The organism is Paenibacillus kyungheensis, assembly GCF_028606985.1.
Taxonomy (GTDB): Bacteria; Bacillota; Bacilli; order Paenibacillales; family Paenibacillaceae; genus Saccharibacillus; species Saccharibacillus kyungheensis.
On the sequence record NZ_CP117416.1, the window covers coordinates 672296 to 685455 of the forward strand.

The following is a 13160-nucleotide window of genomic DNA, read 5'->3' on the forward strand; positions in this document are numbered from 1 at the left end:
AGATTTGACGAGGTAAATAATAGGCTTTATGGTAATAATATAAAAATAATGATTGAAAAAGGGGTTGCTCTTATGGCTAGTGAACATATCGTACTGAATCAAGGACAAAATACCAATCTGGCGCAAGGGGATTCGTTAAAAGTAATGATTCAATGTGATGCTTCACCGTCGCCGCTGGATATCAGTTGCTTTATGGTAAATGAAGCAGGCAAAGTACCTTCAGATGATTATTTTATTTTTTACAATCAAAATGTCGATCCGCATCAATCAGTGCATTTGGAACAAGCAACAGAGCGGAGTACACAATTTGCGTTAAATATGACTAAATTGCAAGCGGCTCCTATTGCCAAATGTGTATTTACAGCTACGTTAGAAGGGGCAGGCACATTTGCAGAAGTACAAGGTTGCAAAGCGGTGCTTACGCTTGGTGAACAAGAGATTACATATACAATTACAGAAGCGACAGCAGAGACTGCGCTTATTTTTATAGAAGTGTATCGCTATCAGCAAGGGTTCAAAGTGCGAGCGATTGGACGTGGATTTTTTGGCGGTTTGAAGCCTTTAGCAGAATCATTTGGTGTAGAAATTGACGATAGTCCTGAAGAAGAAACAGCGCCTTCGCAAGCAAGTCCGGCTGATCCAACACCTGTGCCGGTTGTTGAGCCTGTATCCACACCTGAACCGATCACTCCACCAGTAAATACATCGATAGGCAAAATCGATCTGCTCAAACGCAAAGTCACCTTATCACTTGAGAAGAAACAAATCCCTCCGATTCAAGCCAGAGTGGCGGTAGTGTTCGATGCATCGGGTTCGATGTATTCTTTGTACAAAAAAGGGGTCGTGCAAGAAGCGTTTGAACGTATATTGGCGATTGCGGCGGCATTTGATGATAATGGGGAATTGGATGTATGGTTTTTTGCTAAAGAATTTCTACGTGCGCCAAGTGTACGTGCTGAAGATTACAAAGATTATGTCGCGCGCACCTATAAGTTAGGAAGTAAAGGTGGAACAAATAACGAACCGCCTGTGATGGAAGATGTGATTCGCAGATATACAGTCGAAGAACCGAATGTACGTATTCCAACGTATATTATCTTTTTTAGCGATGGTGGAGTCAGCAGTAAAAGCAAAATTACCAAATTAATTACCGAAAGTTCTCATCAAAATCTGTTCTGGCAATTTGTTGGACTGGGCAATGCGAATTATGGTATTTTGCGTCAGTTGGATGAGCTCAAAGGACGTTTTATAGACAATGCCAGCTTTTTCGAATTAGACGATATTTCTAAAGTGAGCGATGAAGAGCTATATGATCGCCTATTGAACGAATTCCCAAGCTGGATTGTAGAAGCAAGACGTAAAGGAATTTTGGCATAATTGCACAAGAATGAAGAATGAAGAATGAAGAATGAAGAATGAAGAATGAAGAATGAAGAATGAAGAATGAAGAATGAAGAGTAAAAGAGCCAGAAGGCAGTAAAGCATCTTGTATAATGTAGAGATGACTTTTACTAGCTTTTGGCTCTTTTTTTGAATTAGAAGAAGGAACTGAGATAGATAAGAATCATTTATTGGAATAAAGAAAGGCTATACATTGCTACGAAATAGACGTGATGCGTAAAATTTATTTTTTAGTTTTCACATATCAGTTTTCTATCGCATTAGAATAGGCATCTTGCAACAACAACGATTAGAGAATCTTCTCTTTTGAAAAGAGGGCTTTACCTCACTTTAACTTTTTGATGTTATCATCTGCTTGAATCGATCGCCTGAGCGTTTGCCCCAGTTGGTTCCCAATACCCCAAGAATAATCAATGTTGTGCCAATAATATGGTAATACATTAACTGCTCATGCAAAAATACACTACCTGCAATCATCGACGTAATAGTTGCAAAGTTGCTAAATACACTCATTTTGGTCGCTTCCAGATGAGAGAGCGCATAACTGGATAACAAAGTCGTTCCCAGCGAAGACAATATCCCTAAGTAAAGCAAAGCGAATCCATAATGTGGCTCTGTAAATGGCTGAACATATTCAATTACCGTCCCGAGTATCAGATGTCGACCAAGTGCTACAATATTAAATAACACACAAGCCGTTATCATCGTTACCCATGTTAATTGAAGTGGATTATACTGCTTGGTAAGCGGGCGAGCGAGTACACCATATCCTGCAAAACAAAGCGCAGACCCGATCAATAACAAGATTCCACCCAGATTACTGAGCGAAAAGTTGGTACCGCCTTTCATCACAAAAATAAACACAACGCCTATCACAGACAATAACAGTGATCCTTTTTGTATCCATGACGATTGTTCTTTGAGAAAATAAGTCGCCAGAATCAATGTGAAAATAGGAGCAGTCGCCTGTATAATACCAGCTTCAGAAGAAGAAGCATACAACAATCCAAACGCTTGAAAAGCAAAAAACAAAATAGGTGATAACATCGCCAGTGGTAAAATGCGCCAGATATCTCGCCAGGTGCAGGTGACTTTGATCCAGCCTAGCAGAATAGGAATTCCCAACACGATAGTAGATAACAAAAATCGATGAGCCAGTACATCGAGTGGATGTGCTGTATTGATCGTCATTTTCATAAATAAAAACGAAAATCCGATAATCAGTGCATAAGCTAGAGCAGCTAGGTAAGCGGGTATACGATTAGATTGGGTAGTCATTTGTGTGTACCTCCAGGTGATCATTTGCAATATGAATAGGTTGCTTATTCAATATACGTGGCGGACAAACAGCTCACAATCACGATAAAATCAAACTGTACCGATACAGATTGTATACACCTTTTAGAAGATCCAATGGAGAAGAGTCTATAATATGGTCTATACCATAAGTATTCAGCAGAGTACGTATAGTAGACGAAGGCACTACAGGGTAAGGGAGGAGCCAACTCATGAATAAATTTAAAAATACATCAAAAAGTAAACCTATGAATAAACAACAACAATTAGTTGTACATATCGCACAGCAGATTCAAGCAGGTACGTTAGTATCGGGTCAGAAATTACCTTCGATTCGATCTATGGCTCAAACTAATCAGTGTAGCCCTTCTACAGTAATCGGAGCGTATGAACAATTGATGCAAGAACGCTGGATTTATGCGATGGATCGAAGCGGATATTATGTGGCTCAACAAGGATATAATCAACAGCGTTATCCAGTGCGTGAACAGATTGATTTGTCATCAGCAGCGCCAGCACCTGAGTTGTTTCCTTATGACGATTTTCAAAGTTGTCTGAATCAAGCAACTCATGTCTATCGAGATCAATTATTTTCATATGGGATGCCTCAAGGCTTACCTCCATTATTGTGTGAAGTAAGACAACAGTTAGAAGAAGTACAAGTATTTGCGCGCGAGTCTCAGTTATTTGTCACATCAGGGATACAGCGAGCATTGTCGATTTTGACGATGATGCCTTTTTCAAATGGTCGACAGACGATTATGATCGAGCAACCGAGTTACCATTTGTTGATCGAATTACTGGGAGCACTTCATGTACCTGTGGAAGGAGTAGAGCGAACAGTGAATGGACTGGATTGGGAGCGAATCGAGACCCTTTTCCAGAGTGGAGAGATTAAGTTCTTTTATGTGATTCCACGATTTCATAATCCATTAGGAACATCGCTATCGACAGTAGATAAAAAGCGGTTAGTCGCATTAGCGGCAAAGTATGATGTGTATATCGTAGAAGATGATTATTTGTCTGATCTAGAACACTCTGTCTCGAATGACCCGATGTATGCGTATGACACGTCAGAGCATATTATTTATCTCAAAAGCTATTCCAAAATTCTTTTCCCTGGTCTACGAATCGGTGTAGCAGTGTTGCCAGCAGCATTAATCGATACCTTTGCTCAATATAAACGTTTACTGGATATCGATAGTTCTGTGCTATCGCAAGCCGCATTACATATGTATATCAAAAACGGAATGTTTACCCGTTATCGTCGCTATTTGCTTGAAGGATATGATCGCCGAATCAAGCAGTTGCATCGCACACTGGAGGCTTTGTCTGCTGATCCTATTTTTGCAAATGCTCCTCGTAATCAGGCAGTGCATACCTTTTTAAGATTACCCGATAATTTCCCGACTTCTGTGTTGATCCGTCGTTTAGCACAGCAGAACATTATCGTAGGCGATGGTAGCCAGCACTTTTTGCCAGACAGTCCATATACGATTAATCTATTACGGATGAATGTATCCAATGTACCTGAAGAGCAGATTGACCACACACTGAACATTATCGCCAAAGAAATTCGTAAGTTATCGATTACGCCCAAGCTACATGAGTAATAGTCTTCATCTACTACAATCAATGTTTTACGGCATACGGTAGGATGATTCAGGCAAAAAAAGCGACCTGTGATATACTCACAAGTCGCTTGATTTACGTTTGGGATCATCAAAGCTATATATTAACGTTTTTTATTATAAAGTCTGCTAGCACATTACTTCCCTGCTGCAACCAACTTCAACGCTTCATCTGCCGCTTGCAACGTCTGATCAATATCAGCATCCACATGAGTAGTTGTTAAGAACCATGCTTCATACTTGGAAGGAGCAAGACATACACCACGATCTAGCATATGACGGAAGAAGGATGCGAATTTCTCACCATCGGTATCTTGAGCTTGATCGTAATCAGTTACCGGATGATCGCAGAAATGTGTAGAGAATGCGCCACGAATACGGTTAATGGTCATCGCTACACCATGACGATCCGCAGACTCACGTAATCCATCGGTTAAGCGAATAGCTAGGCGTTCCATTTCTTCATAGACGCCTTCGCCTTGCAACACTTCCAGACAAGCAATCCCTGAAGCGACAGACGCAGGATTTCCTGCCATCGTACCTGCTTGATAAGCAGGTCCTAGTGGAGCGACTTGTTCCATAATATGTTTGCGACCACCATAAGCACCGATTGGCAGTCCACCACCAATAATTTTACCAAGTGCTGTTAAGTCAGGCATGATCTGATCGTGATTGTCTAAGCCAGCATATGTCTGACTGGAACCGTAATGGAAACGGAAAGCTGTAATGACTTCATCGTAAATGACTAAAGCGCCATAATCATGAGCTAACTTACATAACCCTTCCAAAAATCCCGGAGCAGGCATAACCATACCAAAATTACCGACAATCGGCTCTACCATTACGGCTGCAATCTGATCGCTCCAGTGTTCTAATGCTTCACGTAGCGCTTCTAGATTGTTGAATGGTACCGTGATGACTTCTTGCGCAATACTGGTTGGAATCCCAGCGCTATCTGGAATCCCCAGTGTTGAAGGACCAGAACCTGCTGCGACAAGCACCAGATCCGAATGTCCATGATAACAGCCAGCGAATTTGATAATTTTGTTGCGTTTGGTATAGGCGCGCGCAACACGAATCGTCGACATCACCGCTTCAGTACCGGAGTTTACAAAGCGAACTTTATCCAGAGAAGGAATACTGTCTTTGAGCATCATTGCTAATTGGATTTCAAGTTCTGTCGGTGTACCGTACAGAATTCCATTTTGGGCAGCTCTTGTAATCGCTTCAGTGATATGTGGATGGGCATGTCCGGTGATGATCGGGCCATATGCCGCTAGATAATCGATATACTTATTGCCATCGACATCTGTAAAATGAGCACCTTTCGCATTAGCCATAAATACAGGTGCACCGCCACCGACAGCTTTAAATGAGCGAGACGGGCTATTCACACCGCCTACAATATGTTCTAGTGCTTGTTCATATAATTGGGAAGAACGTGTTCGTGGATTCAATACAATCGCTCCTTATTCAAAATAACAGCAACCACCGTCCAGACAAGAAAAAAGCGCCCTTTAGATGGGCGCTATAACTACAGATGTGACGATGATTGAACTGCGCTGTTTCTATTTTACCATTGTTGCTACAGAATGTTGAGTGATTATCTTAACAGGCTTACTGCACTGAAGAACTTGAGCTGTTCGATGTAGAGCGTGAAGAAGAACCGCCTGTATTGGTTGGACTGGAACTTTCTGTACTTGAGCTTGAATTGGAACTGCCCGAAGAACTGTCTGAACTTGTACCGCTTTTGTTAGTACCTGTGGATACCGGTGTTGGTTCCACTACTGATTTATTTAAAGCATCTTGTACATATTTTTGTAATTCTTCGCTACTCTTGATACCGATCACATCAGCACCGCCTACTTTTTTCTCGGCTAGTAGATCGTCTGGAGGCAGTTGGTCACTACCATTCATTTTACTATCGTAAGCGACCGAAGCGAGTTTCCATAGATCATCAGTGCTCAAGTTCGTATCGATATACGGATTGACCTGTTGTAAGATCGTCGGCAGATTCATAATTGAAGTGGTGGATTTCATTTTCTCACCAACCGCAGTTAAAAAGGCACGTTGTCTTTCCGTACGGGAAAAGTCAGACATGGCATCATGACGAAAACGTACATATTGCAGAGCAGTTTTGCCATCTAAATGTTGCATACCTGCTTTGAGATCAATATCGTATTCGTGTTTATCTGCTGCACTGGTATAATGCATATCTTTTTCAACGTTAAAATCAATACCGCCAACAGCGTCTACCAGTTTGATAAAGCCCTGGAAGTCCGTATAGACATAATATTGAATCGGAATACCAAGCAAGTCACTAACTGTTTTCATCGCTGTATTCGGTCCATGTGTAATCGCACTATTGATCCGATTCTCGCCATAACCAGAGATCGGAATATACGTATCACGCAGGATCGAGAATAAATGAATGGTTTTTTTGACAGGATCAAGTGAAGCGACAAGCATGGTGTCTGAGCGTGGAATTTCACCATCGTCTGCACTACGCGAATCGACACCCATTAAAAGAATATTGACAGGTTCGGTTCCTTCCCATACAGGAGGCTGAGTAGCGGCGACATTGGTAGGTTGCACATTTTTAAAAGGTGACGCATCGCCTGTTTTTTGTAATGCATCAATTTGATTATATACTGCTGTGAAGTAATAAATCGCATAGCCTATAACCGCAACTACAATGATCGCTACGGTCCAAAGCAGCGTTCGCTTTGTCTTTACATTCATGTTCTTTCTTCCTTTCGAGGGTGAGGTCTATACTATGTTTTCAGAATCTTAATGCCAATTTGAAAAATTGTTTATCACTTTTGATTGCTCTTCATGACACCCGTACATTATAATTTTTTTTTAGGCAACAATCAATTACAGCGAATTGACAAGATTGTTATAAATAACGCGAATTATAGCGCATTTCTAACATGAACATCAATCAAGCATAAAGGAGATACTCATGCAGGCGATCGAAGTACAAGATTTACGCAAAACCTTTCAGATTCAGAAGAGCCGCGGAGGATTAACCGGAGCACTGAAAGACTTATTCGCAAGGCAATATAATGAAGTTGCTGCGGTGAACGATATTACCTTTTCTATTCCACAAGGAGAAATCTGTGGATATATCGGGGAAAATGGTGCTGGCAAATCGACCACCATCAAAATGCTCACTGGTATTCTTGTCCCTACATCCGGACAGATTAAGGTTAACGGGTATGTGCCTTATCAAGAACGGGAAAAGTTCGTGCAGGGAATCGGTGTTGTGTTCGGACAAAGAAGTCAGTTGTGGTGGGATATAGGAGTAATAGAATCTTTTCAATTGCTTCGTAAAGTATATCAGGTATCTGAAGCAGATTACAAAAAACGCCTCGATGAGCTGGTGGAACGTCTGCAATTACAAGACTTATTAAGCCGTCCTGTACGTAAGCTGAGTTTGGGTCAGCGGATGCGTTGTGAATTAGTTGCAGCATTGTTACACAATCCATCGATTATTTTTTTGGATGAACCTACGATCGGTCTGGATATCGTCGTCAAATCCGAAATTCGTGAATTTCTAAAAGACCTTAATCGTACACAAGGGACAACGATTCTACTGACAACACATGATCTGCAAGATATCGAAGCACTCTGTTCGCGCGTGATTATGCTGGATGCTGGTAACGTCATCTATGATGGCGGCTTAGATGATCTGAAGACTCGCTGGGGTAAAGGCAAAGAAGTACGCTTCCAGTTCGGCAAAGCAGTGACTGCATCTCAGCTCCAAGCGTGGACAGCCAGTCTACCTGTACAGTGGACACAAGAAGGTGAACTTGTAGCTACAGCATTAGTAACTGCAGATACAGCCGTATCCGATGTGCTAACCGCAGTACTCAGTCAGGTCGAAATTCTGGATATTCAGATTTCCGAGACCAGTACCGATGAAATTGTACGTCAGATTTATAGTTCCGGTTCAGCCGAAAAGCCGGAGGTTAAGATTCATGTCTAGTCTGTATTGGGATTTTATTCGTATTCGTTTTTTGACGATGCTGGCATATCGAGTGAATTATTACTCTGGTATTCTGGTATATACGCTTAATATCGGTGTGTATTATTTTACATGGCAAGCGATCTACGGGGGCAAAGAGCAGATTGCAGGCTTTACAGCCGCACAGATGACCACGTATGTAGCTGTTTCATGGATGGCACGGTCGTTTTATTTTAACAATCTGGATCGGGAGATAGCGACCGAGATTCGAGACGGTACGATAGCGATTCAGTTTATCCGCCCGTACAACTATTTGATGGTCAAAATGATGCAAGGATTCGGTGAAGGATTGTTCCGTTTCTTATTATTTATGATTCCAGGGATGTTGATCGCATTACTATTATTTCCGGTTCAATTGCCGACAAGTATCACCTCTTGGATCGGTTTTCTGATCATGTTATTTTTTAGCTTTCTGATCAATTCGCAGATTAATATTATTATCGGAATGCTTGCTTTTTTTGTTGAAAATAACGAAGGTATGATGCGGATGAAGCGAATTGTCGTTGATCTATTTTCAGGGTTATTGATTCCAATTAGCTTTTTCCCGGGTTGGTTGGTATCGATTATGAATTTTCTACCTTTTCAAGCGATCACGTATTTGCCGGGTTCGGTATTTACAGGTCGTGTTAAAGGAACAGGCATTTTAGAAGTGTTAGGGATTCAGGTGGTCTGGTTTGTTCTATTATTAATTCCAATTTATTTTATATGGCGTGCTGCTCGTGTGCGGCTGTTCGTACAAGGGGGCTAAGCAGATGAAATATTATCTTGGATTGGTATGGGAATACTTTCTGAATTATGCGAAGACACGTCTAACATATCGTGCCGACTTCTGGGTAGAAGTGATCTCGGATTTGTTATTTCAAGCGACCAACTTAATCTTTATTTTTGTCGTATTTGCACATACAGATACATTAGGTGGATTTACCGAAGCGGAAGTGGTATTTGTATATGGATACTTTATGATTCCGTATGGATTGTATAGTTGCTTTGTGAATCTATGGAACTTTGGCGATCGTTATATTGTCAAAGGAGAAATGGATCGCATTTTGACCCGTCCTGCTCATAATCTATTTCAGATTTTTCTAGAAAATCTTGATCCACCGTCATTAATCGGTTCGTTGATTGGTGTGATTATTATGATCTGGAGTGGAGGTCAGTTAGGAATCGAGCTATTATGGTGGCATATTCCTGCACTGATTGTGATGGTTCTCGGTTCAACACTGATCTATACCGGAATCTATACGATTCTAACGTCGATCTCTTTTTACTCGGATTCACCGACAGGGATTATTCCGTTAATGTACAATATCCAGACATACGGACGTTATCCGATTACGATCTACAACCGTATTATTCAAATTTTGCTAACATGGATATTGCCATTCGCATTTGTAGGTATCTATCCTGCGGCACTGTTTTTAGATCGACCTGAAATGATTCGGATGGCTTGGATCACACCTGTGATGGGGATTGTCTTTTTCGCACTAGGATTGGTATTCTGGAATGGTGGAATCAAGCGTTATCGCGGAGCAGGATCATAAGTTGAATATATTAAGAAGGAACATGCTTGTATTTTGAAAGTGAGTTCTTTATATTTTACATCGAAGCTAAAAAGAATAAGGTAGCTGAAGGAGGAATTACCATGAGTGAATTACAAATAGGGCAACCGGTACCTGAATTTACATTAGAAGCATCTGGAGGTCAAGAAATCTCGTTAAGTGATTATCGTGGCAAAAAGGTCGTGTTATACTTTTACCCGAAAGATAGCACGCCGGGTTGTACCCAGGAAGCTTGTGATTTCCGCGATAGTTCAGCAGCGTATGAGCAAAAAGGTGCGGTTGTGTTGGGAATCAGTCCTGATCCGGTCAAATCTCATGATAAATTTGCACAAAAGTATGAACTGTCTTTCCCGTTACTATCCGATCCTGATCATGCAGTTGCAGAAGCATTTGGCGTATGGCAATTGAAGAAAATGTATGGCAAAGAATACGAAGGTATTGTACGGTCTACATTTTTGATCGACGAAGAAGGTATCTTGATCAAAGCTTGGAACAAAGTGAAAGTTAAAGGGCATACTGAAGAAGTATTTGCTGCACTGTAAAAAGACATTGTTATGGAAGCAAGTAAAGTTGCTACAAATCAATATGGCTCTATGATAGTTTTACCAAAGCAACGTCCTTCCAAAGACGTTGCTTTTTTAATGGATAAAATAGCGCTTACCTGTAGTCATCTTGTGGATAGCAATCGATACCAAAGGAGAGGAGAACGACTTATGAATTTTTACACTATTGCTTATTTGGAAAATCAATCGACATTTAATGTCTATCTCAAATACATCTTTATTTTTGTCGCACTGATCTTATTGCTGGTGTTATTTTCCTTATATATGCGCAAACGTATTGAGACCAAATATCGCGATCTAAGTATTATTTTGCTACTTATTATAGTGTTTATGATTGGTGTACAGTATTCGGATTATACGCAAGATCAGAGCACCTATTCCAAATACTCGCAGATGGTGCAATTTGTCCATCAATTAGCCAAAGACCAGAAGTTGGATGAAACAACGATCAGTGTGAATTCAACCACGCTTGTAGACGAAGTTATTATCAAAACACCAACAGCTTACTATACCGCTCATTTTAATGATGATATGAGTGCTTATACATTAGAAACGGTCTATCTGGTGAATCCAGACGTTCACATCATCAACCAATAAGTAGAAAGAAAGGAAACAATCTATGGAAGCTTATTATCCTGTTATTATCAAATTAGCGCTTGGTATTCTTTGTCTGGTGTTACAGATTAATCTAATGGGCAAAGGCAATCTAGCGCCCACATCGGCGATTGATCAAGTGCAGAACTATGTACTCGGGGGCATTATAGGCGGTGTGATCTATAATGAAGCAGTCAAGCCATTACAATTTTTCCTCGTGCTGATGATCTGGACGTTACTGGTCTTTATGATCAAATTCCTCAAACAACACAATCCATACATTAAGCGTATTGTCGATGGCAAGCCGATCAACTTAGTTGTCAACGGGGAAGTCAATGTTGGCGAATGTCTACGTTGCGGCATATCGGCAAATGAATTGATGTTCAAGTTACGAGCGATAGGGATATATGAGATTAAAAATGTAAAACGAGCCATTTTAGAGCAAAACGGACAATTAACCGTTATCCAATACGGTGATGAAAATATTCGTTACCCGATTATTGTAGATGGGCAGGTCAATCAAGATGTACTTGATCTGATTCATAAAGATATCAAATGGCTAGAAGAGCGGGTCAAACAAGAAACTCATCATCATATATCTGAAATTTATCTAGGTGAATATATCTCAGGTGAACTGCGCCTGCATGCGTACAAAAAGTAAATCGATTTGCTGTTTAAACATCACATTTTTATATGATAAATTTGACATAAAGAGTGAGCTATGTTAGTTTGGAGTCATTGGGTTTTTCTAAATAATGGAATATTTAGAGGTTGATTCACACTATTCAAGGAGGCACACACTTATGACAAAACAACAATGGATACAAGCAATCGAAGCACAATTTGATCAAATGGTATCTTGGCGTAGACATATGCACAAGTTCCCTGAATTATCTTTTCAAGAAGTGAAAACTTCTCAATATATTGCAGATACGTTAAAAGGATTCGGGTATGAAGTGCGTACAGGTGTAGGTGAAGGCGGATTGATCGCTGATCTACAAGGGGCACAATCAGGCCCAACGATAGCATTTCGAGCAGACTTTGATGCACTGCCCATTCATGAAGAAAATACAGTCGACTATCGTTCGCAAAATGATGGCGTGATGCATGCTTGCGGACATGATGGGCATACAGCAGCATTACTGGGTGTAGCCAGTGTACTTAGCGATCAGCAAGCACATTTGAAAGGAAAGGTTCGGTTTATTTTCCAACATGCTGAAGAACTTCTTCCAGGTGGAGCCAAAGCAATGGTCGAAGATGGAGCATTGGACGGAGTCGATGAAGTGTACGGTGCGCATTTAGCGAGTGCTCTTCCACTGGGCAAAATCGGCACAGCTTCAGGGCCTGCAATGGCATCCGCAGATTCCTTTTCAATTACGATTCAAGGAAAAGGCGGACATGGCGCACAGCCTGATTTGTCAGTCGATTCTATCGTGATCGGTAGCCAGTTAGTAGGAGCTTTGCAGACCATCGTATCCCGTCATATCAGCCCGATGCAGTCGGCTGTAGTGACTATCGGTGTGTTCCAAGCAGGACAAGCATTTAACGTTATTGCCGATAAAGCGAAGATCGAAGGTACAGTGCGTGCATTTGATCCAGAGATTCGTACCAAGATTGAGCAAGATATTCGAGATTTGGTACATGGCATCACATTAGCCAGTCATGCGACATATACAATTAATTATATTCATGGTTATCCAACCGTTGTGAATACACCAGAGCAGACAGAACATGTTCAACAAGTCGTTGTCGATACGATGGGTGAAGAAGCATTTCTGATGTTACCACCAGCGATGGGAGCGGAAGATTTTGCCTACTATCTACAAGAGCGTCCGGGTAACTTCTTCTTTGTCGGATCGAAAAATGAAACCGAAGATACCGCATTCCCACATCACCATCCACGGTTCGATATCGATGAACGTGCGCTTGTGAATGCAGGTAAAGTCTTTTTGGGCATTGCGGCAGAGAAATTACTGTAGGTTATTCTGGATGATACGATGAGAGAAGATACAACAGAACTTGGTATGTAGAACTTAATAAAAAATATCATCAAAAAAAGAACAAAGTACTAATAGCAGTATGAGCA

The 13160-nt window shown here is 41.0% G+C and carries 12 protein-coding genes; 9 read left to right on the forward strand and 3 right to left on the reverse strand.

Annotated features, from left to right (window positions below; genetic code table 11):
* Window positions 1–72: 72 nt before the first annotated feature.
* A complete protein-coding gene (locus PQ456_RS02990) occupies window positions 73–1377 on the forward strand; it encodes a VWA domain-containing protein (protein ID WP_273614799.1) in 1305 nt (434 codons plus the stop codon).
* Window positions 1378–1731: 354 nt separating this feature from the next.
* Here the strand turns inward: PQ456_RS02990 and PQ456_RS02995 are convergent, their stop codons facing one another.
* Window positions 1732–2679 carry a DMT family transporter gene (locus PQ456_RS02995; RefSeq protein ID WP_273614800.1) on the reverse strand — a complete coding sequence of 316 codons (948 nt, stop codon included), beginning with the start codon at window positions 2677–2679 and terminating at the stop codon, window positions 1732–1734.
* Window positions 2680–2909: 230 nt separating this feature from the next.
* On the opposite strand from PQ456_RS02995, the gene PQ456_RS03000 reads away from it, so the two are divergent.
* Window positions 2910–4310 carry an aminotransferase-like domain-containing protein gene (locus tag PQ456_RS03000; protein WP_273614801.1) on the forward strand — a complete coding sequence of 467 codons (1401 nt, stop codon included), beginning with the start codon at window positions 2910–2912 and terminating at the stop codon, window positions 4308–4310.
* A gap of 155 nt (window positions 4311–4465) precedes the next feature.
* Here PQ456_RS03000 and PQ456_RS03005 read toward each other — a convergent pair whose 3' ends face one another.
* Together PQ456_RS03005 and PQ456_RS03010 are read right to left on the reverse strand one after the other, a co-directional pair.
* On the reverse strand, window positions 4466–5785 hold the full coding sequence (locus PQ456_RS03005) for a glutamate-1-semialdehyde 2,1-aminomutase (protein WP_273614802.1): 1320 nt from the start codon (window positions 5783–5785) through the stop codon (window positions 4466–4468).
* A gap of 160 nt (window positions 5786–5945) precedes the next feature.
* Window positions 5946–7070 carry an LCP family protein gene (locus tag PQ456_RS03010; RefSeq protein ID WP_273614803.1) on the reverse strand — a complete coding sequence of 375 codons (1125 nt, stop codon included), beginning with the start codon at window positions 7068–7070 and terminating at the stop codon, window positions 5946–5948.
* 223 nt (window positions 7071–7293) lie between these two features.
* On the opposite strand from PQ456_RS03010, the gene PQ456_RS03015 reads away from it, so the two are divergent.
* The 7 genes from PQ456_RS03015 to PQ456_RS03045 all read left to right on the forward strand — a co-directional run bounded on the left by PQ456_RS03015 (window position 7294) and on the right by PQ456_RS03045 (window position 13053).
* Window positions 7294–8319, forward strand: coding sequence for an ABC transporter ATP-binding protein (locus PQ456_RS03015; RefSeq protein ID WP_069329394.1), 1026 nt, complete (start codon window positions 7294–7296; stop codon window positions 8317–8319).
* Complete coding sequence (locus PQ456_RS03020; protein ID WP_204826626.1) at window positions 8312–9106, forward strand: ABC transporter permease; 795 nt, start codon at window positions 8312–8314, stop codon at window positions 9104–9106. Before PQ456_RS03015 ends, PQ456_RS03020 begins: the two co-directional genes overlap by 8 nt.
* Before the next feature lie 4 nt (window positions 9107–9110).
* The gene (locus tag PQ456_RS03025; RefSeq protein WP_273614804.1) at window positions 9111–9899 is read left to right on the forward strand and encodes an ABC transporter permease; all 789 of its coding nucleotides are present in this window, start codon (window positions 9111–9113) and stop codon (window positions 9897–9899) included.
* 101 nt (window positions 9900–10000) lie between these two features.
* Window positions 10001–10459 (forward strand): thioredoxin-dependent thiol peroxidase, encoded by a 459-nt coding sequence (gene bcp, locus PQ456_RS03030; protein ID WP_273614805.1) that lies wholly within the window; start codon window positions 10001–10003, stop codon window positions 10457–10459.
* Window positions 10460–10630: 171 nt separating this feature from the next.
* A complete protein-coding gene (locus tag PQ456_RS03035) occupies window positions 10631–11077 on the forward strand; it encodes a DUF3290 domain-containing protein (protein WP_273614806.1) in 447 nt (148 codons plus the stop codon).
* 22 nt (window positions 11078–11099) lie between these two features.
* Window positions 11100–11735 carry a DUF421 domain-containing protein gene (locus PQ456_RS03040; protein WP_273614807.1) on the forward strand — a complete coding sequence of 212 codons (636 nt, stop codon included), beginning with the start codon at window positions 11100–11102 and terminating at the stop codon, window positions 11733–11735.
* Window positions 11736–11877: 142 nt separating this feature from the next.
* Window positions 11878–13053: a M20 metallopeptidase family protein gene (locus PQ456_RS03045; RefSeq protein WP_273614808.1), complete on the forward strand. Its 1176-nt coding sequence runs from the start codon at window positions 11878–11880 to the stop codon at window positions 13051–13053.
* Window positions 13054–13160 lie beyond the last annotated feature (107 nt).

Coding starts and splice junctions, on each gene's coding strand:
- PQ456_RS02990 (WP_273614799.1), top strand. CDS start 73: ATGGCTAGTGAACATATCGTACTGAATCAAGGACAAAATACCAATCTG.
- PQ456_RS02995 (WP_273614800.1), bottom strand. CDS start 2,679: ATGACTACCCAATCTAATCGTATACCCGCTTACCTAGCTGCTCTAGCT.
- PQ456_RS03000 (WP_273614801.1), top strand. CDS start 2,910: ATGAATAAATTTAAAAATACATCAAAAAGTAAACCTATGAATAAACAA.
- PQ456_RS03010 (WP_273614803.1), bottom strand. CDS start 7,070: ATGAATGTAAAGACAAAGCGAACGCTGCTTTGGACCGTAGCGATCATT.
- PQ456_RS03015 (WP_069329394.1), top strand. CDS start 7,294: ATGCAGGCGATCGAAGTACAAGATTTACGCAAAACCTTTCAGATTCAG.
- PQ456_RS03020 (WP_204826626.1), top strand. CDS start 8,312: ATGTCTAGTCTGTATTGGGATTTTATTCGTATTCGTTTTTTGACGATG.
- PQ456_RS03025 (WP_273614804.1), top strand. CDS start 9,111: ATGAAATATTATCTTGGATTGGTATGGGAATACTTTCTGAATTATGCG.
- bcp (WP_273614805.1), top strand. CDS start 10,001: ATGAGTGAATTACAAATAGGGCAACCGGTACCTGAATTTACATTAGAA.
- PQ456_RS03035 (WP_273614806.1), top strand. CDS start 10,631: ATGAATTTTTACACTATTGCTTATTTGGAAAATCAATCGACATTTAAT.
- PQ456_RS03040 (WP_273614807.1), top strand. CDS start 11,100: ATGGAAGCTTATTATCCTGTTATTATCAAATTAGCGCTTGGTATTCTT.
- PQ456_RS03045 (WP_273614808.1), top strand. CDS start 11,878: ATGACAAAACAACAATGGATACAAGCAATCGAAGCACAATTTGATCAA.